Here is a 22,091-nt window from a genome sequence, read left to right as displayed (position 1 = left end):
TCAGGGCGGGTCTGGCCCCGGATTGCGCCACACGCTCGCCAGCCACGGCTGCTGGTCGAAGGGCAGACCGGTCGGACGGTAGTAATGGGCCAGCTCCAAGAATCCGGCTCCCGTCATGCTGTCGCGCCAGCTCGCCAGGTCATGGAAGGCGCCGTACCGCTCGCCGCGCCAGCCTTCCTGTCCCTCACCGCGCGGGTTGGAGCTGAACAACACCCCGCCCGGCTTCAGCGTTGCATGCAGTTCCCGCAGCACCCGAGGCAGTTCCTGAGCCGGCACATGGAACAGCGCCGCATTCGCGAACACGCCGTCGAAGCGGGCAGGCGGCAGGTCCAACGCGAGGAAGTTCTGCTGGAGCACCTCGCAGCCGCTGTGCGAGCGGGCCATTTCCGCCAGTTGCGCCGAGCCTTCGAGTCCGATCGCGACGTGCCCGAGTTGCGTGAACGTCCGGAGATCGCGCCCAGGCCCGCAGCCGAAGTCCAGGATCTGGAAGGGCGGCGTCACCTCGATGAACTGGAGCAGCGCCGCGATGTTCTGGCTCACGTCGTGGTCGCGCGTGGCGAGCCAGAAGTCTTCCGCTCCCCGGTCGTAGTGGGCCAGGGTCACCGCCGCGATGCGTTCGAGATCCTCGGGCGTCAGTGGCATGTTGGCGTGCAACGGCTCAGCGATGCTCTCCCGAGATGTAGTGCTGGAGCTGTTCGATGATGAAGTTCTGTTCGGAGATGATCCCCTTCACGAGGTCGCCGATCGAGATCAGGCCCGCCAGCTTGCCGCCGTCCATGACGGGGAGATGCCGCACGCGGTTTTCCGTCATCAGCGCCATGCATTCCTCGCTGGTCTGGCTCGGCCGCACATAGATCACGGCTGTGGTCATGACGTCGCTCAGCGGCGTGTCCTTGGAAGAGCGCGCCATCAACACGACTTTGCGCGCGTAGTCGCGTTCGGTCACCACGCCGACGATGCGATCGCGCTCCATGACGAGGAGCGCGCCGACGTTTTTCTGCGCCATCAGCTTGACGGCATCGAAGACCGAGGCCGTGGGCTCGATGGAATAAACCGTCGAATCGCCTTTGGCCTTGAGAATTTCCGCCACGGATTTCATGGGTTGTTCCTTCAGGAAGGGCCGGTGCCTGTCATTCTGCGCGGCCCGCACGAGCGCCACAAGCGGATGCACCGACGAGCGTGCCGACATTTACAGCCCTTGCGCAGGCGCTCAGAATTCAGTCCCCCAAAAGGAGAGTTGCCATGGATCTCGGACTCAAGGGCAAGCGGGCTGTCATCACCGGTGGCAGCCGGGGTATCGGCAGAGCCATTGCCGAATGTTTCGCCGACGAAGGCGCGGACGTCTCGATCTGTGCGCGCAAGGAGGACGAGGTGGGCGAGGCGGCGGCCGCACTGCAGGCCAAGGGCGTCAAATCCTTCGGTCGCGCGCTGGATGTGGCCGATGGATCCGCGTTGAGTGCGTGGATCACGTCGAGCGCCGGCGTGCTGGGCGGCATCGACGCGCTGGTGTGCAACGTGAGCGCGCTCGCGGTCGGAGACACGGCGGACTCCTGGGAGAAATCGTTCCGGACCGACATGATGCACACCGTCAACGCGGTGGCCGCGGCAGTTCCGTTCCTGGAGAAGTCCGACAGCGCTTCGATCGTGCTGATATCGAGCGTCTCCGGATTCGAGGTCGACTTTGCCGCCGGCTCCTACGGTGCGATCAAGGCGGCGCTGATCCACTATGCCAAGGGGCTGAGCCGGCAGCTCGTCGGCAAGGGCATCCGTGTGAACTGCGTCTCGCCGGGCAACACCTACTTCGACGGCGGCATCTGGCAGACGATCGAGAAGAACATGCCCGACCTGTACGCCTCGACGCTCAAGGTCAATCCCACCGGCAAATTCGGCACGCCGAGCGAGGTGGCGCGCGGCGTGGTGTTCATTTCGAGTCCCGCGGCCAGCCGCATCTCCGGCACCAACCTGGTGATCGACGGCGCGCTCACGGTCGCGGTCTAGGAACCTGCGCCATGAACGATCTCGCCACCCATCACACGATCCACAAGGATCACATCCACCACGGCTGGAACAACGCATTTCCGCCCTGCCTGACGATCGCACCGGGCGAGACCGTGCAGTTCGAGACCGTCGATGCGTCCTCCGGCCAACTCTCGCGGACGTCCACCGCCGCAGATCTCGCGAAACTCGACCTCGCCCACGTGAATCCCGTCACGGGACCGGTCTACGTCGACGGCGCGAAGCCGGGCGACGCGCTCAAGGTCACCGTGCTGTCGCTGCGGCCCTCGGGTTGGGGATGGACCGGAAACATTCCGGGCTTCGGGTTGCTCACCGATCAGTTTCCAGACGCGAGACTTCATCACTGGAATTACGACCCCGGACTGAAGCCAGCGATGTACGGACCCGGGGGACGCGTGCCGCTCAGGCCCTTCACCGGGACCATCGGCGTCGCGCCGGCCGAGCCCGGCTTGCACAGCATCATTCCGCCACGCAACGTCGGCGGCAACATGGATGCACGCGACATCGCGGAGGGTACGGAGCTCTATCTCCCGATCGAGGTCGACGGCGCGATCTTCTCGGTCGGAGACACGCATGCGGCGCAGGGCGACGGCGAAGTCTGCGGGACGGCCATCGAAAGCTCCATCGACGTGGCCCTCAAGTTCGAACTGGTGAAAGACGCCCGCCTGCGCTCGCCGCGCTATGTCACGCCCGGCCCCGTCAGCCGCCATTTCGACACGAAAGGCTACGAGGTGACGACAGGCATCGGCCCCGACCTGATGGCCGGCGCCCGCATGGCGGTCTCCGAGATGATCGAACTCCTGAGCCGGCGCTACGGCTACGAACCGGTCGATGCCTACATGCTGTGCAGCGTATGCGCCGACCTGCGCATCAGCTCGATCGTCGACGTACCGAACTGGGTGGTCTCGTTCTACTTTCCGAGGGTGGTGCTGGAATAGTTCAGGCTCGCCAGCAGGCGGGGCATCAGATCTTCCGAAGCGCCTCTGAGCACGGCAGATGCCGAGGTGTCCAGATGCAGCGGCTCCATGTTGAGCGTGATGAGCCTGCCCCCCCTGGAAAGCGCCTGCAGTGGCAGGTCCGCGGCCGGATAGACCACGGCGGTGCTGCCGACCACGACGAAGACGTCCGCCTCCAGCGCCGCGGTCTGGGCGTCCAGCAGCACGCCCTGGTTCAGCATCTCGCCAAACATCACGACGTCCGGCCGCGCGCGAGAACCACAGCGCGTACACCGATGAAAGAGCCAGGGGCCGCGACGGTTGCCGCAGTGATCGCAACGCCAGCGGCGCAGCGATCCGTGCAGTTCCAGAACGTCCATGCCGCCGGCCAGCGTCAGGAGCCCGTCCACGTTCTGCGTGATGAGGCGCGTCGAAGGCCGAAGGCGCTGCAGTTGAGCCAACGCGAGGTGCCCGGGATTGGGCTTGGCGGCCTCGACAACGGCGAGGCGCCGCGCCCAGAACTTCGAGAAGCCGGCCGGATCCCGCTCGAGGTCGTCGACGTGCGAGAACCGGACCGCGCTCTGGTTCATCCACAGGCCGTCGGCATCGCGGTAGGTCGGGATGCCGGAGGCCTTGGACAGGCCGGCGCCGGAGAAAACGACGATGCGCCTGGCATCGCGCAGCAGCTCGATGGCCGTGTCGAACTGCTTCTTGCTTTCAGTCATCGATCGGAGTCCTACCCGCCCGCCCCTACTTGTCGAGCCCCGCGAGGCACACGTACTTGATCTCCAGGAAGTCGTCGAGGCCGTACTTCGAGCCTTCGCGGCCCAGCCCCGACTGCTTGACGCCGCCGAAAGGCGCCTCGGCCGTCGAGATGAGACCCGTGTTGACGCCCACGATGCCGCATTCGAGCGCCTCGGCGACGCGCATGATGCGGCCGATGTCACGGCTGTAGAAGTAAGAGGCGAGGCCGAACTCGGTGGCGTTGGCCAGCGCGATCGCCTCGGCTTCGGTATCGAAGGCGAAGATGGGCGCCAGCGGGCCGAAGGTTTCCTCGTGCGCAACCAGCATGTCCGCGGTCGCGCCGCCGATCACCGTGGGCTGGTAGAAGCGCCCGCCCAGCGCGTGGCGCTGGCCGCCGGCGAGCACCTTGCCGCCCTTGGCGATGGCGTCGACGACGTGCTGCTCGATCTTGGCCACGGCCTTGTCGTCGATCAGCGGCCCCTGGTTCACGCCGGGCTCCGTGCCGTCGCCGACCTTCAGAGCATTGACCTTGGCGACCAGCTTCTGCGTGAAGGCCTCGAGCACGCCCCGCTGCACGTAGATGCGGTTGGCACACACGCAGGTCTGGCCGGTGTTGCGGTACTTGGAGACCATCGCGCCTTCGACGGCCGCATCGACGTCGGCATCGTCGAACACGATGAAGGGCGCGTTGCCGCCGAGTTCGAGCGACAGCTTCTTGATGGTGTCGGCGGATTGCTTCATCAGCGTGCGGCCGACTTCGGTCGAGCCGGTGAAGCTGAGCTTGCGCACGATGGGGCTGCGCGTCATCTCGCCGCCGATCTTCGAGGCCGAGCCGGTCAGCACAGACAGCAGGCCCTTGGGCAGGCCGGCGCGATCGGCCAGTTCGGCGAAGGCGAGCGCCGAGAACGGCGTCTGCGTCGCGGGCTTGACCACCATGGAGCAACCCGCCGCCAACGCGGGGCCGGCCTTGCGCGTGAGCATCGCGGTCGGGAAGTTCCAGGGCGTGATCGCGGCCGTGACGCCGACCGGTTGCTTGAGCGCGAGGATGCGGCGGTCGGCCTGCGGCGCCGGGATGGTGTCGCCGTACACGCGGCGCGCCTCCTCGGCGAACCATTCGATGAAGGACGCCGCATAGGCGATCTCGCCCTTGCTCTCGGCAAGCGGCTTGCCCTGCTCCGTGGTCATGATCAGCGCGAGGTCGTCCTGATTGGTGAGCATCAGGTCATTGAGCTTGCGCAGGATGGCGGAGCGTTCCTTGGCCGGCCGTTGCGCCCAGGCGCGTTGCGCAACCTCGGCGGCGGCGATGGCGCGCACGGTCTCGTCGGTGCCGCACATCGGCACGGTGCCGATCTGCTCTCCATTGGCCGGATTGATGACCGGAACGGTTTCACGGTTATCCGCGTCCACCCATTCGCCGGCAATGAAAACCTGCTGGCGCAGCAGGGTTGAATCCTTCAGTTTCAACATGTCTCGCACTCCGTGGATAGAGGACGGCACGATACCCGTGATGGCGACTGCCTACATCGGCCGCGCCCTAAAACCACCACGCATGCGCATTCCTTGGCCTCGATCAAGGACTTCGGGAAAATCAGCTGTGGTCAGGGTGCGGTCAGCCGATAAGATCGCGGCCAATTTTCAATTCGGAGAGATCATGAAGAAACTGCTCGCCTTGACGGCCATCGCCGCAGCGGTAGTGGGCGCCCATGCCCAGGACTTCCCAAGCAAGCCCATCAACATCGTGGTGCCTTTCGCCGCCGGCGGCCCGACCGACCGCGTCGCGCGTGATCTGGCCGAGGCTCTGCGCAAGCCACTGGGCGGCGTCAGCATCGTGGTCGACAACGTGCCGGGCGCCGGCAGCTCGATCGGCGCGGCCAAGGTGGCGCGCGCCAATCCGGACGGCTATACGCTGCTGCTCAACCACATTGGGATGTCGACCATTCCTACACTGGTGCGCAATGTGCCCTTCAAGGTCGAGACCGACTTCGAATACCTCGGCATCGTCAACGACGTGCCGATGACGCTGATCTCCAAGCCCAGCATGCAAGCGAACAACTACAAGGAGTTGAGCGCCTGGATCGCGGCCAACAAGGGCAAGATCAACCTCGGCAATGCTGGCGTCGGCTCGGCCTCGCACCTCTGCGGCCTGCTCTTCCAGAGCGCCACGAAGACCGAGATGACGCCCGTGCCTTACAAGGGCACGGCGCCTGCCATCACCGACCTGATCGGCGGCCAGATCGACCTGCTGTGCGACCAGACGACCAACACCTCGCCGCAGATCGAGGCCAAGAAGGTGAAGGCCTTCGCGGTCACCACCAACAAGCGGCTGACGACGCCGCTGCTGAAAGACCTGCCGACGCTCCAGGAATCGGGCCTGAAAGACTTCCAGGTCACGATCTGGCACGGTCTGTATGCGCCGAAGGGCACGCCGGCGGCTGTCACCAAGAAACTGAACGACGCGCTGAAGGTGGCACTGAAGGATCCGGACTTCATCAAGAAGCAGGAAGGCCTGGGTGCCGTGGTGGCGAGTGACGGCCGGATCGAGCCCGATGGACACAAGAAGTTCGTCAACGCCGAGATCGCCAAGTGGAGCCCCATCATCAAGGCCGCGGGCGTCTACGCTGATTAAATGGGCTCGCCCCCAGGCTTGCTCACTTCGTGTAGCCGCCTACCCCCTGCCGGGGGCAACATCAGCGGACCGGCGGAGCCGGTTCCGCGGTGTTCCACCTACTCAAAAGCCCCTCAACGAGGGGCTTTTTCTATTCTTGCCGCGCTATTTTGGTCTTATTGCGTCTGCGGTGCCTTGGATGAAGGCCTTGATTTTCTCGACGTCCTCGGGCGTCAGCTTGCCGCTGAAGTCGGGCATGCCGCGATCCATCGCCGGGCCCTTGAAGACGGACTTGTCGAGGTTCTCGATGTAGGACGAGTTCATGTAGCCCAGGTTCGGGATGTTGCCGCCGCGGTCCACGCCCGGCACGCCGTGGCAGAAGACGCAGTTGCTGACGTAGAGCATGGTGCCGGCCTCGACCTTGGCCGGGTCGTACTTCACGCCCTGCAGCAACTTGTCCATGCGGTACTGCACGAATTCCGGCTTGGGCGCATTGCCGCCGACGGCGAAGGTGTAGACGGTGCCCGGCCCCTGCCGATCGGTCGCGCGTTGGGCGAGGCCGTAGACTCCGCCCCAGCCGACCGCCACCGACACGTACTGCTTGCCGTCCACGATGAAGGTGGCCGGCGCGGCGACCACCCCGGTGCCGGTCGGCGTTTCCCAGAGCTTCTCGCCGGTCTTGGCGTTGTAGGCGACCAGGCGACCGTCGGCCGTGCCCTGGAACACCAGGTTGCCGGCGGTGGTGAGCGTGCCGCCGTTCCAGGGCGACGCGTGCTCGACGCCCCAGGCTTCCTTCTGCGCGACCGGATCCCACGCAATCAGGCGGCCCATCGGCTTGCTCGCGGGCGGCTGCGCATTGGCAAACATCGCGGTGTTCCAGCCCAGCGCCGCATGAGGCCGGCCGGGAGAGTTCTCGTTGAACTTCCAGTCCTTGTCGTCCATCAGGTTGAGCGGCACGTTCTGCGCCGGCAGATAGGCGAGACCCGTCTGCGGATTGAAGGACATCGGATGCCAGTTGTGCGCGCCGAAGGGGCCGGGGATGCTGTCGCCGGGCTTCGTGTTCTGCCGCGCGGCGGCGATTTCGATCGGCCGGCCGTTCTTGTCGAAGCCGCTGGCCCAGTTCACCTCGACGAAATTCTTCGCCGAGATGAACTTGCCATTGGTCCGGTCGATGACGAAGAAGAAGCCATTCTTCGGCGCATGCAGGATCACCTTGCGCGGCTTGTTGTCGATCTTGATGTCGGCCAGGATCATCGGCTGGGTCGATGTGTAGTCCCAGTTGTCGCCGGGCGTCTCCTGGTAGTGCCAGACGTACTTGCCGGTGTCGGGGTTGAGCGCGACGATCGACGCAAGGTAGAGGTTGTCGCCGCCCTTCGGGCTGCGCTTGCCGTGCGCCCACGGCGAGCCATTGCCGGTACCCACATACATGAGGTTGAGCTCCGGGTCGAAGGTCAGCGTGTCCCACGCCGTGCCACCGCCGCCCGCTTCCCAGTACTTGCCGCTCGGGTCCCAGGTCTTCGCGGCCTTGGCCATCGATGCGTCCTCGAAGGGCTTGGACGGATCGCCCGGCACGGTGAACCAGCGCCACTTCTGGTCGCCCGTGGCGGCGTCATAGGCCGTGACGTAGCCGCGCACGCCGTACTCCGCGCCGCCGTTGCCGATGATCACCTTGCCCTTGAATACGCGCGGTGCGCCGGTGATGGTGTACGACCTCGCGTGGTCGATGATCGTGTCCTTCTCCCAGACCGGCTGGCCCGTGGCGGCGTCGAGCGCGATCAGGCGGCCGTCGTACGAGGCGACGAACACCTTGCCCTGGTAGAGCGCGACGCCACGATTGACCACGTCGCAGCAGCCCCGGTAGCCCTTGGAACGGTCGACCTTCGGGTCGTAGGTCCAGATCTTCTTGCCGGTGCGCGCGTCGATCGCGTGCACCACGCTCCACGAGGCGGTGACGTACATGATGCCGTCGACGACCAGCGGCGTCGCCTCGACGCCTCGCGTGGACTGCAGGTCGTAGGACCACACGAGGCCGAGATCCTTCACGTTGCCCGCGTTGACCTGGTCGAGCTTGCTGAAGCGGGTCTCCGCGTAGTCCAGCCCGTAGCTGGGCCAGTCCGGTGTCTTCGCGGCGTTGGCGCGAATGAAGGAACCATCCACGCGCTGCGTGGCGGCCTTGATGTGCTCGGGAGAGCCTTTGGCGGGTTGGGCCGATGCGGTCGCGGCAGCCAGGCACAGCAACGCGCCGAGCGTCAGCGCGGCGTGGGTCTTGGTCATCGTGTCGTCTCCTGTCGTTGTGAGGCGAAGGATCGCCCCGGCAGGCGCTTTGTTCATCTTCGGGATTTCCCTAGACCCGGACTGTTCCATTGCGGAACAGATTCGACGTCTTTTCCCACTCTGGAGACGGCATGCCCCTGTCAACACGCAATCCGGCGGGTGGTCCTCGACAGTTGTTCACGAAGACGTCCGCCGATCGCGTCGCGCTGGCCCGGCAGCAGTTCTTCGAGGAAGGCGTTCGCCCTTCGGGGCTGATCGGCGAAGCGGTGATCCAGTCGTGGATGCGCTGCACGCGGACGCACGGCGACCGGCGGCGCGTCGTGGGCTTCGATGCGGTCACGCCGAGCCGGCTGCATGCGACGCTGGGCCGCAATCGCGAACTGCTCGAAGCCGCGCGCCAGGAGCTGGTGGGCATGGAAAGCTCGCTGGCCGGCACCGATTGCCGCGTGCTGCTGACCGATGCGCAGGGGGTGATCGTCCATGTGACGCAGCATCCGTTGAACGCGCAGCAGCCGATCCTGCAGAAGACGGCGCGACTGGGCGTCAACATTGCCGAGAGCGTGGTCGGCACGACGGCGCCGGGGATCGTCGCGACGACCGGCAAGGCCTGCACGGTGGACGGCGCCGAGCACTACTTCGAGTACCTGCGCGAGATGCAGTGTGCGGCAGCGCCGATCCGCGACGTGCACGGGCGGCTGGCGGGCGTGCTCGATCTCACGGTGGAATCGCGGCGCTTCGGCTTCGATGCGGCGTCGATGGTCGCGCTCTATGCCACCACGATCGAGAACCGCCTGCTCCTGGCCCAGTCGCAGGACCGGCTGGTACTGCGCTTCCAGGCCAGCCCGACGCTGCTCGGCACGCCGCTGGAGGCGCTGGCGGGTATTGCGCCGGACGGCACGGTCGCCTGGCTGAACGCGGCCGGCTCACGGCTCATCGGCGGTGTGCCGGACGCCGGGCCGTGCGATGTCGAGATGCTGTTCGGTCTCGACCTCGCGGGCCTGCTGCGCATGGGCCGCGGCGAAGCGGCGCAGCCCGTGCGGCTCGCGAGTGGGCTCGGCGTGTGGTTGCAGGCCCGGCTGCAAGCGCGCGACGGGGTGGATTTCGGGCATGCGGTGAGCATGGCGCCGGCGATGCAGCCCATCGTGCCCGAGGTGAATGCGGAGTCCGCGGAATCGGAATCGGCACAGCCGCCAGCAGCCGAATCGCGATCACTCCCCGAAGGCGACGGCACCTTGCGCGGCCACGGCCGGAAGTTGATCGAAGAAACGCTGGCCGCGCACGGCGGGAACATCTCGCATGCCGCGCGCCAGTTGCGGGTGTCGCGCGGCACGCTGTATCGCCACCTCAAGAGCTGGCGGATCAACGACGCCGAGTGAGGCGCTACACCCCCGATTCGGCCGCTGCCGCACGCTCGCGCCGCGCTTCCGAATTCGGATGCAGCGGCCGCAAGTACTCGTGCAGCGCCAGTGCCGCCGCGCCGACCGCCGGCGCCCATTCGCCGTAGCGCGCCGGGCGCACCACCGGCGGCGGCATGCCGGCGCTTTCGGCGTAGCGGCCGACGGTGTCGATGGCAAGTCGCAGCAATTCCGGATGCGCTTCGCACGACTTGCCACCCACGACGATCGCGCGCGGCTCGAAGGTCACCCACAGGTTCTGGAGAAGCACGCCGAGGAAGGCTGCGGCACGGCGCAGATCGCCTGCCTCGCGGTCGAGAACGCGCGAGCTGAGGAAGACTTCGGCGCAACCCTGTCGCCCGCACAAGCATCGCGGCCCGTCGATCTGCAGCACCGTGTGGCCGATCTCGCCCGCCATGCCCTGCGCGCCGATGAAGAGCCGGTCGTTCAGCACGATGCCGGCGCCGACGCCGACGTCGCAGCTCACGAAGACCAACGGATCTTCGCCCTCGCCGTCGGAGAACTCGAATTCGCCGAGCGCGCCTGTGTCTGCGTCGTTCTGCAGTTGCACGGCAATGCCCGACACACCCTCACGTGCGAGCGCTTCCGTCAGTCCCGGCAGCAGGCTGACGTTGCGCCAGCCGAGGTTGGGCGCAAAGCGCACCACGCCGGTCGCGTCGTGCACGGCACCCGGAACGCCCACGCCGATGCCCGACAGACTCAGCCCAGACGCCAGCAGATGCCGATGCGCAGGCGCCACCATGCGCGCGACCTGCGCACACACCACCGAAGGCGCGTGGTCGCCGAGCGGTTGCGCATCGGAATAGAGCACATCGCCCTGCAGCGAGACGCACACGACGCGCACGACCTCGATGGCGATTTCCACGCCGATCAGCGCGCGCACGCCGACGTTGATGCGCAGCGGTGTCGAGGGTCTCCCGAGCCCGTCGACGACCGGCGCACCGGCTTCGTCGAGCCAGCCGTCGTCGAGCAGCTCGCGCACCAGCAGGCTCACAGTCGATTTCGTGAGGCCGCTTTCCGCCGCCAGCCGCGCGCGCGAAAGACCCGGCTGTGCTCGCAGCAGCCGCAGCAACACACTGCGATTGATGCGCCGGACCAATTGCTGGTCACCGATCATGAATCCACCCCCAGGCTCGCACGATCACCGGTTGGCCTGCTGCTTTCCCTCGGGCCGCTTGCCGGCGATGATCATTCCCAGCACCTCGTCCTCGGTCACATCCTCCGTGCGATAGGTGCCGACGAGACGGCCGTTCTTCATCACGGCCAGCCGATCGCTCAGGCCGAACACGTCGGGCATGTCGTGCGTGATCAGGAAGATGCCGACGCCATCGGCCTTGAGCTGCCTCACCAGCGCGCCGACCATCGCCGTCTCTTCCGGGCCCAGCGCCGCGCAGGGCTCGTCCATGATCAGGATGCGGGCGTTGAAGTACAGCGCCCGCGAGATCGCCACCACCTGCCGCTGCCCACCTGACAGGCGCCGCACCGGCACGCGGATGTTGGTGAAGTTCTTGTTGAGGCGCTCGAACACCTTGCGCGCCTGGCCTTCCATGAAGTGGTCGTCGAGCGTGCGCCAGGGCGTGAGCTTTTCGCGGCCGAGGAACAGGTTGGCGACCGAATCGAGGTTGTCGGCCAGCGCGAGCGTCTGGTAGATGGTCTCGATGCCTTGCGCCTGCGCCTCGGAGGGCGTGCGGATGTGGACCTTTTCGCCCGCGATGAGCGTCTCGCCGGAGTCGATCGGGTAGGCGCCCGCGAGCATCTTCATCAGCGTCGACTTGCCTGCACCGTTGTGACCGAGCAGCGCAACCACTTCGCCGGGATAGAGGTTGACGCTGACGCCATCGACCGCCTTCACGCCGCCGAAAGCCTTGTGGATGTCGCGCAGTTCGACCAGGGGTGGGTTGGTCGTCATCAGTTCTCCCCGAAACGCTTGCGATAGAGCACGTCGAAGACGACCGCGATGATCAGCACCTGCCCAATGATCACCATCCGCTTGCCGATCGGCACATCGAGCAGCAGCATGCCGCTGTCGAGCGACTGCATGATCAGCGCGCCGAGCACCGAGCCGAAGATCGATCCGCTCCCGCCAGCCAGCGCCGTCCCGCCGATCACCGCGGCGGCGATCACATAGAGCTCCATGCCGCTGCCCAGCGAGTTGGTGCCGGCGTTGAGCCGAGCGATGGAAACGATCGCGGCAATGGTCACCAGCACCGCGAGCAGTGCGAACAGCATCAGCGTCACACGCTTGACCGGGATGCCGACCAGCGCGGCGGCGTCGGGATTGCCGCCCATGGCGAACACATAGCGGCCGAAGCGCGTGCGATGCACGATGAACGACAGAACCACCGCCACCACGGCCCAGATCAGCACCGGGATCGGCATGCCCTGCGCTTCGGTCTTCGACGAGATCTGGTAGCTGTTCATGGTCGCCGCGAAGGCGAAGACGATGACGACGGGCACGGCCGCCAGGAGCAGGTCCATCCACAGGGGCTCGACCGGCATCTCATGCCGCTGCCGCGCGCGCCGCTTCTGCAGCATGCGGGCGAACAGCACGATGCTGACGAGCGCCGCCAGCACCCAGGTCGCCGTGGTGCCGATGCCACCGTCATAGCCGCCGCCCAGGCGCTGGAAGAACTCGTCGTTGACGGGCTGCGTCTTGCCGTCGGCCACAAGAAATGCAGCGCCCCGGAACGACATGAGACCGCCCAGCGTGACCACGAACGAAGGCACGCCCAGCACCGCGGTGAGCCCGCCCTGGTAGAGCGACACCAGCAGCGCCACGGCGAGCCCGGCGAGGCTCGCCGCCGGCCACGACCAGCCGGAGGTGTATTGCAGGTACGCGACCAGCACGCCGACGAAGCCCATCACCGAGCCCACCGACAGGTCGATGTGTCGCGCGACGATGATCAGCACCATCACGGTCGAGACGATGCCGACCACTGCAGTCTGTTGGGCGATGTTGTAGAGGTTTTCGGGCGACAGGAACACGCCACCCGACATCACATGGAACACGATCGCCATGACCACCAGCAGCACGCTCATGAGCAGCAGCCGGAGGTCGACGCCGCTGCGGCGCCACAAGCCGGGGGAACTCATCGCGTCACTTGCACGCCGGAGGTGCCTTGTCGCCGGAAACGCCCTTGCAGAGCTCATCCTTCTTGATCCACCCGGCCTTCACGACCACATCGAGGTTGTCGCGCGTGATCGGCACCGGCGTCAGGAAGCGCGAGGAGATCGCGAGCTTCTTCTCGCCGCCGCTCCAGTCGGCCGCCTTCTCCGCCGGCTTGCCTTGCGCCAGCGCGACGGCGGCGGAAGCGGCTTCGCGGCCGAGTTCGCGCGAGTCCTTCCACACCGTGACGGTCTGCGTGCCGAGCGCGACGCGGTTGAGCGCGGCGAAGTCGGCATCCTGTCCCGACACCGGGATGCCACGGATGCCTTTGGCCGTGAGTGCAGCGACCGCGCCGCCGGCCGTGCCGTCGTTCGCCGCCACGACCGCATCGACCTTGTTGCCGACCTTGGTGAGGATCTGCTCCATGTTCTTCTGCGCCACTTCGGGCTTCCAGCCGTCGGTGTATTCATCGCCGACGATCTTGATGTCGCCCTTCTTCACCGCATCGGCGATCACCTCCTGCTGGCCGGCGCGCAGGAAGTTGGCGTTGGGGTCGGTGGGCGAGCCCTTGATCATCACGTAGTTGCCCTTGGGCTGGACCTTGTAGACCGCGCGCGCCTGCATCCGGCCGACCTCGACGTTGTCGAAGGTGATGTAGAAGACGCCGGGCGTCTCGATCAGCCGGTCATAAGCCACCACCGGCACCTTCTGCTTCATGGCCTTGTTGACGGCGGGCAGGATGGCGTCCTTGTCCATCGCCAGGACGATCAGCGCCTTCGCGCCCTTCGACATCAGGCCCTCGATGTCCCCCAGCTGCTTTTCGGGCGAACCGCCGGCGTCGGCGCTGATGTACTTGGCACCCAGCTTCTCGAGCTGAGCCTTGATCGCGGCCTCGTCGGTCTTCCAGCGCTCTTCCTGGAAATTGGACCAGCTCACGCCCACCACGGTTTGCGCGCAGGCGCCGATGGCGGTCAGCCCGAAGGCCAGGGTGGTGAGGGTGCGTGCGAGCTTCATGGGCGGGTCTCCAGGCTGATGATGAATCGTTGGCTCGAATTAGTTCGAGGAACGAACTAACTATCGCAGCGGCCTAAGGGCGGCGGCATCGGGACATTCCCTGCGGGTAAATGCGCTACATCGGGATTGGTCACAAGCGATACGATTTCCCTCCGAACGCACGCTGTACAAGTGCTGGAGACAACATGGACTTTGCGAATTCAGCGGCGGCGCGCACGGCGCTCTACCGCACGATGGTGCGCATCCGCGCCTTCGAGAACGCCGCCGAGACGGCAAGCCAGGGCGGCGTCAGCGCGTATGGCCAGCAGGCCGCCGGCGCCGCGAAGGTGCGCGGCCCGCTGCATCTTTCCACCGGCCAGGAGGCGGTACCGGCCGGCGTCTGCGCCCACCTGGCGCCGCCCGACTACCTCACCTCGACCCATCGCGGCCACGGCCACACGCTGGCCAAGGGCGCCGACCTCGGCCGGATGATGTGCGAGCTGTTCGGCAAGGCGACGGGCTTCAACGGCGGCAAGGGCGGCTCGATGCACATCGCCGACTTCTCGGTCGGCATGCTGGGCGCCAACGGCGTGGTCGCGGCCGGGCTGCCGATCGCCGTGGGCGCGGCGCATGCGCAGAAGCTCCAGAAGAAGGTCGCGATCACGGTCTGCTTCTTCGGCGACGGGGCGATCAACCGCGGGCCTTTCCTCGAAGCGCTCAACTGGGCCCGGGTGTACGAACTGCCGGTGCTGTTCGTCTGCGAGGACAACCGCTGGAGTGCCACCACCGCGAGCGGCCCGATGACCGCCGGCGATGGCGCGTCGGCACGCGCCGAGGCGATGGACATCGCCGCGACGCAGGTCGACGGCAACGATGTGTTCGCGGTGCATGAGGCTGCCGGCAAGCTCGTCGCCGAGGTGCGTGCCGGCAGCGGACCGCGCCTGTTGCACGCCCTCACCTACCGGGTGAAGGGGCATGTGTCGGTCGACCCGGCCGCCTACCGCGATCCGGCCGAACTGGCTGCGGCGCTCGAAACCGATCCGATCGCGCATGCCCGCGCCCGGCTGATGACCGATGGCATCGCCGCCGCCACGCTCGCGGCAATCGAGAACGAGGCGCATGCGGAAGTCGATGCCGCCCTCGCCGCCGCGGACGCCGCGCCCTGGCCCGAAGCCAGCGCCGCATTCACCGACGTGCAGACCACCGGAGCCGGCCAATGGATATGACGAGCGACATGGCCGGAGGCCGCACGGCGCCCGCACCCACCACTGCGCAGGAACTCAGCTACGCCGAGGCTGCCGTGCTGGCGGTGCGGCGCGAGATGGAAGCCGACCCGAATGTGGTCGTGCTCGGCGAGGACGTCGGCCGCGGCGGCATCTTCGGTCAGTACAAGGGCCTGCAGGAAAGCTTCGGCGCGGAGCGCGTGATCGACACGCCGATCTCCGAGGCCGCGATCATGGGTGCCGGCGTCGGCATGGCGCTCGCGGGCTTGCGTCCGGTGGTCGAGATGCGGGTGGTCGACTTCGCGCTGTGCGGCATGGACGAACTGGTGAACCAGGCCGCGAAGAACCGCTTCATGTTCGGCGGCCAGGGCCGCGTTCCGCTGGTGGCCCGCATGCCTGGGGGCATCTGGGATGCCTCGGCGGCGCAGCATTCGCAATCGCTCGAAGCCTGGTTTGCGCACCTGCCGGGCGTGGTGGTGGTGTGTCCGTCGACGCCGCAGGACAACTACTCGCTGCTGCGCGCGGCCATGCAGTGCGGCGATCCGGTGGTCTACATCGAGCACAAGACGCTCTGGGGGATGCGCGGCGTGGTCGATGAAGGCGCCGTGGTTCCGCTGGGCAAGGCGGCCCATGTTCGCCAAGGCGACGCGCTCACGCTGGTGAGTTGGGGTAAGCAGATGCACACATGCATCGCCGCCTGCGAGGCGCTGGCAGCCGAAGGCATTGCGGTCGACCTGATCGACCTGCGCTCGCTCTGGCCCTGGGACCGCGAGACAGTGCTCTCCTCCTGCAGCCGCACCGGGCGCCTGCTGGTGGTCCATGAGGCGGTGCAGGCAGCAGGCTTCGGCGCGGAGATCGCCGCGACCGCCGCCGAAGCGACCGGTTGCCGCGTGACGCGGCTGGGAGCGCCGCGCATTCCCGTCGGCTACGCGCCGGTGCTGGAGGCGCAATCGCGCGTGAGCGTCGAACAGATCGTGAAGGGCGCCAAGGCGTTGCGGGGATGAACACGGGGCTGGAAGACTCGGTGTTCTTCAAGCTGGTCCGCGTCGTCAACCTGACGGCGCGCCCCTTCCAGCAGCGCGTAGGCCGTCAGCACCAGCTCACGCTGAACGAGTGGCGTGCGATGGCGGTGCTGGGCGCGCGGCCCGGGCTCACAGCCACGCAGGTCGCGGATCTCACGGGGCTGGACAAGATGGCGGTCAGCCGCGCGCTGGCCGGATTGCAGCGCCACAAGCGGCTGCACCGCCATGAGGACCCGACCGATCTGCGGCGCAGCAGGCTCTACCTGAGCAGCATCGGCAAGGCGTTGTACGCGACGGCCAGCTCGCAGGCGCGCGAACGCGAGGCGGAACTGTTCGCGGGTGTCGACACGGAAGAGTTGCGCAGGATGAATGCCACGCTGGACAAGCTGATCGCGTCGGTGGCTGGGACCGTCGAGTCGGGATCTCCGGCCTGAGCCGATCGCGCCCGGGGTTTTCACCCGCGACGCGACGTCCGCTTCGCCTGTAAAAACAGGTGCACGGAGCCGGCGATCAGCCGGCCCCATCCACAGGAATCCCAGCATGATCTCTTCTTTCCCCTTCCGCCGTCGCACCGCGCTCACCATGGCTGCGATGGCCGCAATGGCCTTTGCCGCAGGTCCGGCGAACGCGCAGTCCACCTGGCCGACCAAGCCCGTGCGCATCGTGGTGCCGTTCGCGCCGGGTGGCACGACCGACATCCTGGCGCGCGCCGTCGCACCCGAACTGTCCAAGGCCTTTGGCCAGCAGTTCATCGTCGACAACCGTGCCGGCGCCGGCGGCAACGTGGGCGCCGAGATCGTGGCGAAATCGCCCAACGACGGCTACACGCTGCTCATGGGCACCGTCGGCACGCACGGTATCAACCGCGCGCTGTACCCCAAGCTGCCCTTCGACCCCATCAAGGACTTCGCGCCGATCACCCTGGTCGCCGCAGTCCCGAACGTGATGGAAATGAACGTCGACAAGGCCAAGGCGCTCAACATCAACAACGTCGCCGACTTCGTGAAGTACGCCAAGGCCAACCCCGGCAAGCTCAACATGGCATCGAGCGGCAGCGGCACCTCCATCCACCTGGCCGGCGAGCTCTTCAAGACCATGACCGGCAGCTACATGACGCACATCCCCTACCGCGGATCGGGCCCGGCGCTGCTGGACCTGGTGGGCGGCAATGCCGACGTGATGTTCGACAACCTGCCGTCGTCGATGCAGCAGATCAAGGGCGGCAAGCTGAAGGCGCTGGCGGTGACCAGTTCGCAGCGCTCGCCTGCACTGCCCGATGTCCCGACGGTGGAAGAAGCCGGCGGCCCATCGCTCAAGGGCTACGAAGCCAGCTCGTGGTTCGGCCTCCTGGCCCCCGCCGGCACCCCGCCGGACATCATCAACCGCATCCAGCAGGAAGTCGCGAAGTCCCTGGGCACGCCTGCAATCAAGGAAAAGATGGTCGCCCAAGGCGCCATCCCGAGCGGCAACACCCCCGCCGAATTCGCCAAGCTGATCGACAGCGAACACGCCAAGTGGGCGAAGGTCGTCAAAGCCTCAGGAGCAAAAGTCGACTAGGCCGAGGGCGCGCGCAGCGCGCCAATACAGGAGCCGCAGCGGAACCGGCTCCGCCGGGCCGCATGCGGCGCCCCCTGCAAGGGGGTAGGCGTAGCGACACGAAGTGCGCGAAGCCTGGGGGTGAGCCTTGCTAAACCTCCCAGACGACATCCTTGCCGTCCGCGAGGGAGTCCTTGAGCATGTGCAGCAGCGGAGCGGCACGCTGGCGCAGGCCGATGTGCTGCTTCTCCGCATCCTCGTCATGGCCTTCGACCGCGTAGGAATCCGCGTTGTGGGCGTTGCGGCCCTCGTTTGCCATCGCCGCCTCCAGCGCCGCGATGGCTGCCGGCATTTGCTCGCCGGTGATGACACCCTTCGGCGCCGGTGCCTTCCCGATGATGCCGAACAGCTGGCGCGCATGCACCTCGAGCATCACGAAGGGGGGAGTCGCCCGAGATTGGAATCGATACAGCATGGTGCCTCACTCACTTGTAGATGTGGTCGCGAACAAAAGGGTACGTCGATTGTGAGCCACGCAGCGGATGGGCCTCGACCGCGCCGTCCGGCTTGATGGACAGCATCTGGTGCAGCGAGATCCAGCCCTGCTCGAAGCTCATGGCCGAGCCGGCCAGGTAGAGGCGGTACGCGCGCAGGATGCGTTCGGCGTTCTCGCCCTGCTTGCCACCACTGCGCTCGAGCACCTCGCGCGCCGCATCGAGCTGCGATTCGAGCGCGTCGGACCAGGCCCACAGCGTGCGCGCATAGTGCGGCCGCAGGTTCTCGGTATCGACCATTTCGAGGCCCGCCGCGGCGGTCTCCCGCAGGACGTGGGTCACGTGCAGGAGTTCGCCGCCCGGGAAGATGTACTTCTCGATGAAATCCCCCATCCCGGCGCCCAGTTGATGGTAGTTGAGCTGGCCCGAGGTGATTCCGTGGTTCATCACGAGGCCGCCGGGCGCCAGCAGCGCATGGATCTTGCGGAAATAGGTCGGCATGTTGGCGCTGCCGACGTGCTCGAACATGCCGACCGACGAGATCTTGTCGTAGGGCCTGTCGGTCTCGAGCTTGCGGTAGTCACGCAGTTCGACGCGCACGCGCCCCTGCAGGCCTTTCTCCTCGATCAGGCCCTGCACATGAGCGTGCTGGTTCTTCGACAGCGTGATGCCGGTCGCATCCACGCCGTAGTGCTCGGCGGCCCACATCAGCAGCGCGCCCCAGCCTGAACCGATGTCGAGATAGCGCTCGCCCGGCTTCAGCATGAGCTTTCGGCAGATGTGATCGAGCTTGGCCTCCTGGGCCTGCGCGAGTGTCATGGCCTCGTCGCGGAAGTAGCCGCACGAATACACGCGCCGCGGATCGAGCCACAGCGCATAGAAGTCGTCGGAGACGTCATAGTGGAACTGGACCTGCGCCTCGTCCCTGCCCAGCGAGTGCGACCCGCGCGACTTGGCGCGGCGCTGCATGCGGCTCCACCAGCCGGTGTTGGTCTCGGCGGGATTGCCGGGCAGCAGGCCGGCCGCCGCGTCGAAGAGGTCGCGCATCGCGCCCTCGATCTGGACGCGCCCTTCGACATAGGCCTCGCCGATGGCGCCGATTTGCCGCCCCGCCAGCTTGGCGAGACCCGACCATTCATTGAAAGCAAGAGTGACGCGAGATCCGGGCTTTGCAACCTGCCGGCCGTCGGGCAATTGCAGCGTGATGGGCACGGACAGTGTGGAAAGCTGGGACTCGATCTTCGGGATCAGGCTTTGCATGGGTTCATTTTTGCCACCGTGGAGAGCCCCCGTCAACTGGGGTGCCTCTACGAGTACCCAGGGAGTCGCCCGGGTTGACATCAGATCGTTTATGTCTAAACTATTTATCCATGAATAGCTTCACCCCGAACCTTCAGCGTGTCCTGTGCATCGGCGGAGGCCCCGCGGGCCTGTACTTCAGTCTGCTGATGAAAGCCCGCCAGCCGGGCCTCGAAATCACGGTGATCGAGCGCAACCGCCCCTTCGACACCTTCGGCTGGGGCGTGGTGCTCAGCGACCAGACGCTGGCCAACCTGGCCGCGGCCGACCCCGACACTGCCGCCCTGATCGGCCGGGAGTTCCACCACTGGGACGATATCCAGGTGTTCTTCAAGGGCCGGCAGGTACGCTCCGGCGGCCACGGCTTCTGCGGCATCGGGCGCAAACGGCTGCTGAACATCCTGCAGGAGCGGTGCCTGGCGCTCGGCGTCAAGCTGGTGTTCGAAACCGACGCCACGGACGACCAGGCGCTGGCCGAGCAGTACAACGCTGATCTCGTGATCGCCAGCGACGGCCTCAACAGCCGCATCCGCCAACGCTACGCGGAGGTGTTCGAGCCCGACGTCGACCTGCGGCAATGCCGCTTCGTCTGGCTCGGCACGAACCAGACCTTCGACGCCTTCACCTTCGCCTTCGAGAAGACCGAGCACGGCTGGTTCCAGGCCCACGCCTACCAGTTCGACGACAAGACGTCGACCTTCATCGTCGAAACGCCTGAAGAAGTCTGGCAGGCGCACGGCCTCGACAAGATGGAGCAGCCGGAAGCCATCGCCTTCTGTGAAAAGCTCTTCGCGAAATACCTGGACGGCCATTCGCTCATCAGCAACGCCACGCACCTGCGCGGCTCGGCCAACTGGATCCGCTTTCCGCGCGTCGTCTGCAAGCACTGGACGCACCGAGTCAGCGTCAACGGCAAGACCGTGCCGGTCGTGCTGATGGGCGACGCGGCGCACACCGCGCATTTCTCGATCGGCTCGGGCACCAAGCTCGCGCTCGAGGATGCGATCGACCTGGCCAACGAATTCGCCACCGGCGGTGACATCGACCACGTGCTGGAGGCCTACGAGGCGCGCCGCAGCGTCGAGGTGCTGAAGATCCAGAACGCTGCGCGCAACTCGACCGAGTGGTTCGAGAACGTGCCGCGCTACACCGGCATGGAGATCGAGCAGTTCGCCTATTCGCTGCTCACGCGATCGCAGCGCATCAGCCACGAGAACCTGCGCTTGCGCGATACCGAATGGCTGGGCGGCTACGAGCAGTGGCTGTCGGGCGGCAAGACCCTGCCTCCGATGCTGATGCCGCTCACCGTGCGCGGGTTGACGCTCAAGAACCGCATCGTCGTGTCGCCGATGGCGACCTACAGCGCAGTCGACGGCGTTCCGCAGGACTTCCTGCTCGTGCACCTCGGTGCACGCGCTCTCGGCGGCGCGGGCATGGTCTTCGTGGAAATGACCAGCCCGACGCCCGAAGGCCGCATCTCGCCGGCCTGCACCGGGCTCTACAACGACGCGCAGTCCGCAGCCTTCAAGCGCATCGTCGATTTCGTTCACTCGCAGTCGAGTGCAAAGATCGGCATGCAGCTCGGCCACAGCGGTCCGAAAGGCTCGACGCAGGTCGGCTGGGAAGGCACGGACGAGCCGCTGCCGGAAGGCAACTGGCCGCTGCTGGCCGCCAGCGCGCTGGCCTATGGAGAGCAGAACCAGCTGCCCGCGCAGATGACGCGCGCCGACATGGACCGCATGCGCGAGCAGTTCGTCGAATCCACCCGGCGCGCCGCCGAGGCCGGTTTCGACTGGCTCGAAGTGCACTGCGCGCACGGCTATCTGCTGTCGTCCTTCATCAGCCCGCTGACCAACCTGCGCACCGACGAATACGGCGGCGACATCGAGAACCGCTGCCGCTATCCGCTCGAAGTCTTCCGCGCGATGCGTGCGGTGTGGCCCGCGGACCGGCCGATGAGCGTGCGCATCTCGGCTCACGACTGGGCACCGGGCGGCAATACCGATGCCGATGCGGTGGTGGTGGCGCGCGCCTTCAAGGACGCAGGCTGCGACTTCATCGACGTGTCGTCCGGCCAGACCACTCGCGCAGCGAAGCCGGTCTACGGGCGCATGTACCAGACACCGTTTGCGGATCGCATCCGCAACGAGGTCGGCATCTCCACGATCGCGGTCGGCGCCATCACTGATGCCGACCAGGCCAACAGCATCATCGCGGCCGGGCGCGCCGACCTCTGCGCCATCGCGCGCCCGCACCTGGCCGACCCGGCGTGGACGCTGCACGAGGCTGCCAAGCTGCAGAACCGCGACGTCGACTGGCCCAAGCAATACCTGAGCGGCCGCGACCAGATGTACCGCGAGATCGCCAAGCAGCAGCAACTCGCGGCAGCCCTGGCAGCGGCGCCGCGCGTCCCCGAAGAGGAGCAATAG

20 protein-coding genes are annotated in these 22,091 nt (G+C 66.6%); 9 read left to right on the top strand and 11 right to left on the bottom strand.

Features of this window, described 5'->3' with window-relative positions:
- Positions 1-642, bottom strand: a complete 642-nt coding sequence (locus tag QTI24_RS15770; RefSeq protein WP_286601644.1) for a class I SAM-dependent methyltransferase — start codon at positions 640-642, stop codon at positions 1-3.
- 16 nt (positions 643-658) lie between these two features.
- Positions 659-1,099, bottom strand: a complete 441-nt coding sequence (locus tag QTI24_RS15765) for a CBS domain-containing protein (RefSeq protein WP_286601643.1) — start codon at positions 1,097-1,099, stop codon at positions 659-661.
- A gap of 143 nt (positions 1,100-1,242) precedes the next feature.
- On the opposite strand from QTI24_RS15765, the gene QTI24_RS15760 reads away from it, so the two are divergent.
- Together QTI24_RS15760 and QTI24_RS15755 are read left to right on the top strand one after the other, a co-directional pair.
- Positions 1,243-1,998, top strand: a complete 756-nt coding sequence (locus tag QTI24_RS15760) for an SDR family NAD(P)-dependent oxidoreductase (RefSeq protein WP_286601641.1) — start codon at positions 1,243-1,245, stop codon at positions 1,996-1,998.
- An 11-nt stretch (positions 1,999-2,009) separates the two neighbouring features.
- Entirely contained in the window at positions 2,010-2,954 is a 945-nt protein-coding gene (locus QTI24_RS15755; RefSeq protein ID WP_286601639.1) for an acetamidase/formamidase family protein, read from the top strand.
- Here QTI24_RS15755 and QTI24_RS15750 read toward each other — a convergent pair.
- Together QTI24_RS15750 and QTI24_RS15745 are read right to left on the bottom strand one after the other, a co-directional pair.
- Positions 2,927-3,676 (bottom strand): SIR2 family NAD-dependent protein deacylase, encoded by a 750-nt coding sequence (locus QTI24_RS15750; protein ID WP_286601637.1) that lies wholly within the window; start codon positions 3,674-3,676, stop codon positions 2,927-2,929. The genes QTI24_RS15755 and QTI24_RS15750 overlap by 28 nt on opposite strands.
- Positions 3,677-3,701: 25 nt before the next feature.
- A complete protein-coding gene (locus QTI24_RS15745) occupies positions 3,702-5,162 on the bottom strand; it encodes an NAD-dependent succinate-semialdehyde dehydrogenase (RefSeq protein ID WP_286601635.1) in 1,461 nt (486 codons plus the stop codon).
- 184 nt (positions 5,163-5,346) lie between these two features.
- Between QTI24_RS15745 and QTI24_RS15740 the strand changes: the two genes are divergently transcribed.
- Positions 5,347-6,321: a tripartite tricarboxylate transporter substrate-binding protein gene (locus tag QTI24_RS15740; protein ID WP_286601634.1), complete on the top strand. Its 975-nt coding sequence runs from the start codon at positions 5,347-5,349 to the stop codon at positions 6,319-6,321.
- Positions 6,322-6,465: 144 nt separating this feature from the next.
- Here QTI24_RS15740 and QTI24_RS15735 read toward each other — a convergent pair whose 3' ends face one another.
- Positions 6,466-8,574 carry a PQQ-dependent dehydrogenase, methanol/ethanol family gene (locus tag QTI24_RS15735; RefSeq protein WP_286601632.1) on the bottom strand — a complete coding sequence of 703 codons (2,109 nt, stop codon included), beginning with the start codon at positions 8,572-8,574 and terminating at the stop codon, positions 6,466-6,468.
- 131 nt (positions 8,575-8,705) lie between these two features.
- Between QTI24_RS15735 and QTI24_RS15730 the strand changes: the two genes are divergently transcribed.
- Positions 8,706-9,950, top strand: coding sequence for a helix-turn-helix domain-containing protein (locus QTI24_RS15730; RefSeq protein WP_286601630.1), 1,245 nt, complete (start codon positions 8,706-8,708; stop codon positions 9,948-9,950).
- Positions 9,951-9,954: 4 nt separating this feature from the next.
- Here QTI24_RS15730 and QTI24_RS15725 read toward each other — a convergent pair whose 3' ends face one another.
- Genes QTI24_RS15725 through xylF form a run of 4 tightly spaced genes read right to left on the bottom strand, consistent with a single transcriptional unit; the run spans position 9,955 to position 14,109 of the window.
- Entirely contained in the window at positions 9,955-11,106 is a 1,152-nt protein-coding gene (locus QTI24_RS15725; protein ID WP_286601627.1) for an ROK family transcriptional regulator, read from the bottom strand.
- 24 nt (positions 11,107-11,130) lie between these two features.
- Positions 11,131-11,898 (bottom strand): ATP-binding cassette domain-containing protein, encoded by a 768-nt coding sequence (locus tag QTI24_RS15720; protein ID WP_286601626.1) that lies wholly within the window; start codon positions 11,896-11,898, stop codon positions 11,131-11,133.
- Complete coding sequence (locus tag QTI24_RS15715) at positions 11,898-13,082, bottom strand: sugar ABC transporter permease (protein ID WP_286601625.1); 1,185 nt, start codon at positions 13,080-13,082, stop codon at positions 11,898-11,900. Before QTI24_RS15715 ends, QTI24_RS15720 begins: the two co-directional genes overlap by 1 nt.
- A 4-nt stretch (positions 13,083-13,086) precedes the next feature.
- Positions 13,087-14,109: a D-xylose ABC transporter substrate-binding protein gene (gene xylF / locus QTI24_RS15710; RefSeq protein WP_286601623.1), complete on the bottom strand. Its 1,023-nt coding sequence runs from the start codon at positions 14,107-14,109 to the stop codon at positions 13,087-13,089.
- Between the two features lie 185 nt (positions 14,110-14,294).
- Here xylF and QTI24_RS15705 point away from each other — a divergent pair, with 185 nt between their 5' ends.
- From QTI24_RS15705 to QTI24_RS15690, 4 genes are all read left to right on the top strand, one after another.
- Positions 14,295-15,314: a thiamine pyrophosphate-dependent dehydrogenase E1 component subunit alpha gene (locus QTI24_RS15705; protein WP_286601622.1), complete on the top strand. Its 1,020-nt coding sequence runs from the start codon at positions 14,295-14,297 to the stop codon at positions 15,312-15,314.
- Positions 15,311-16,315 carry an alpha-ketoacid dehydrogenase subunit beta gene (locus tag QTI24_RS15700; RefSeq protein WP_286601943.1) on the top strand — a complete coding sequence of 335 codons (1,005 nt, stop codon included), beginning with the start codon at positions 15,311-15,313 and terminating at the stop codon, positions 16,313-16,315. Before QTI24_RS15705 ends, QTI24_RS15700 begins: the two co-directional genes overlap by 4 nt.
- Entirely contained in the window at positions 16,312-16,767 is a 456-nt protein-coding gene (locus QTI24_RS15695) for a MarR family winged helix-turn-helix transcriptional regulator (RefSeq protein ID WP_286601619.1), read from the top strand. The genes QTI24_RS15700 and QTI24_RS15695 overlap by 4 nt, the downstream gene beginning before the upstream one ends.
- A 148-nt stretch (positions 16,768-16,915) precedes the next feature.
- A complete protein-coding gene (locus QTI24_RS15690) occupies positions 16,916-17,890 on the top strand; it encodes a Bug family tripartite tricarboxylate transporter substrate binding protein (protein WP_286601941.1) in 975 nt (324 codons plus the stop codon).
- Between the two features lie 130 nt (positions 17,891-18,020).
- On the opposite strand, the gene QTI24_RS15685 is transcribed toward QTI24_RS15690, so the two are convergent.
- Both QTI24_RS15685 and QTI24_RS15680 read right to left on the bottom strand, forming a co-directional pair.
- Positions 18,021-18,344, bottom strand: a complete 324-nt coding sequence (locus QTI24_RS15685) for a DUF1840 domain-containing protein (RefSeq protein ID WP_286601618.1) — start codon at positions 18,342-18,344, stop codon at positions 18,021-18,023.
- A 10-nt stretch (positions 18,345-18,354) separates the two neighbouring features.
- A complete protein-coding gene (locus QTI24_RS15680; RefSeq protein WP_286601616.1) occupies positions 18,355-19,623 on the bottom strand; it encodes a class I SAM-dependent methyltransferase in 1,269 nt (422 codons plus the stop codon).
- A gap of 110 nt (positions 19,624-19,733) precedes the next feature.
- Between QTI24_RS15680 and QTI24_RS15675 the strand changes: the two genes are divergently transcribed.
- Positions 19,734-22,091 carry a bifunctional salicylyl-CoA 5-hydroxylase/oxidoreductase gene (locus QTI24_RS15675; protein ID WP_286601615.1) on the top strand — a complete coding sequence of 786 codons (2,358 nt, stop codon included), beginning with the start codon at positions 19,734-19,736 and terminating at the stop codon, positions 22,089-22,091.

The organism is Variovorax sp. J22P240 (assembly GCF_030316855.1).
GTDB lineage: Bacteria > Pseudomonadota > Gammaproteobacteria > Burkholderiales > Burkholderiaceae_C > Variovorax.
This window is presented reverse-complemented; position numbering and strand designations above follow the sequence as displayed.

Coding starts and splice junctions, on each gene's coding strand:
- QTI24_RS15750 (WP_286601637.1), bottom strand. CDS start 3,676: ATGACTGAAAGCAAGAAGCAGTTCGACACGGCCATCGAGCTGCTGCGC.
- xylF (WP_286601623.1), bottom strand. CDS start 14,109: ATGAAGCTCGCACGCACCCTCACCACCCTGGCCTTCGGGCTGACCGCC.
- QTI24_RS15765 (WP_286601643.1), bottom strand. CDS start 1,099: ATGAAATCCGTGGCGGAAATTCTCAAGGCCAAAGGCGATTCGACGGTT.
- QTI24_RS15755 (WP_286601639.1), top strand. CDS start 2,010: ATGAACGATCTCGCCACCCATCACACGATCCACAAGGATCACATCCAC.
- QTI24_RS15700 (WP_286601943.1), top strand. CDS start 15,311: ATGACGAGCGACATGGCCGGAGGCCGCACGGCGCCCGCACCCACCACT.
- QTI24_RS15680 (WP_286601616.1), bottom strand. CDS start 19,623: ATGCAAAGCCTGATCCCGAAGATCGAGTCCCAGCTTTCCACACTGTCC.
- QTI24_RS15690 (WP_286601941.1), top strand. CDS start 16,916: ATGGCTGCGATGGCCGCAATGGCCTTTGCCGCAGGTCCGGCGAACGCG.
- QTI24_RS15740 (WP_286601634.1), top strand. CDS start 5,347: ATGAAGAAACTGCTCGCCTTGACGGCCATCGCCGCAGCGGTAGTGGGC.
- QTI24_RS15705 (WP_286601622.1), top strand. CDS start 14,295: ATGGACTTTGCGAATTCAGCGGCGGCGCGCACGGCGCTCTACCGCACG.
- QTI24_RS15715 (WP_286601625.1), bottom strand. CDS start 13,082: ATGAGTTCCCCCGGCTTGTGGCGCCGCAGCGGCGTCGACCTCCGGCTG.
- QTI24_RS15760 (WP_286601641.1), top strand. CDS start 1,243: ATGGATCTCGGACTCAAGGGCAAGCGGGCTGTCATCACCGGTGGCAGC.
- QTI24_RS15745 (WP_286601635.1), bottom strand. CDS start 5,162: ATGTTGAAACTGAAGGATTCAACCCTGCTGCGCCAGCAGGTTTTCATT.
- QTI24_RS15675 (WP_286601615.1), top strand. CDS start 19,734: ATGAATAGCTTCACCCCGAACCTTCAGCGTGTCCTGTGCATCGGCGGA.
- QTI24_RS15735 (WP_286601632.1), bottom strand. CDS start 8,574: ATGACCAAGACCCACGCCGCGCTGACGCTCGGCGCGTTGCTGTGCCTG.
- QTI24_RS15685 (WP_286601618.1), bottom strand. CDS start 18,344: ATGCTGTATCGATTCCAATCTCGGGCGACTCCCCCCTTCGTGATGCTC.
- QTI24_RS15725 (WP_286601627.1), bottom strand. CDS start 11,106: ATGATCGGTGACCAGCAATTGGTCCGGCGCATCAATCGCAGTGTGTTG.
- QTI24_RS15695 (WP_286601619.1), top strand. CDS start 16,312: ATGAACACGGGGCTGGAAGACTCGGTGTTCTTCAAGCTGGTCCGCGTC.
- QTI24_RS15720 (WP_286601626.1), bottom strand. CDS start 11,898: ATGACGACCAACCCACCCCTGGTCGAACTGCGCGACATCCACAAGGCT.
- QTI24_RS15730 (WP_286601630.1), top strand. CDS start 8,706: ATGCCCCTGTCAACACGCAATCCGGCGGGTGGTCCTCGACAGTTGTTC.
- QTI24_RS15770 (WP_286601644.1), bottom strand. CDS start 642: ATGCCACTGACGCCCGAGGATCTCGAACGCATCGCGGCGGTGACCCTG.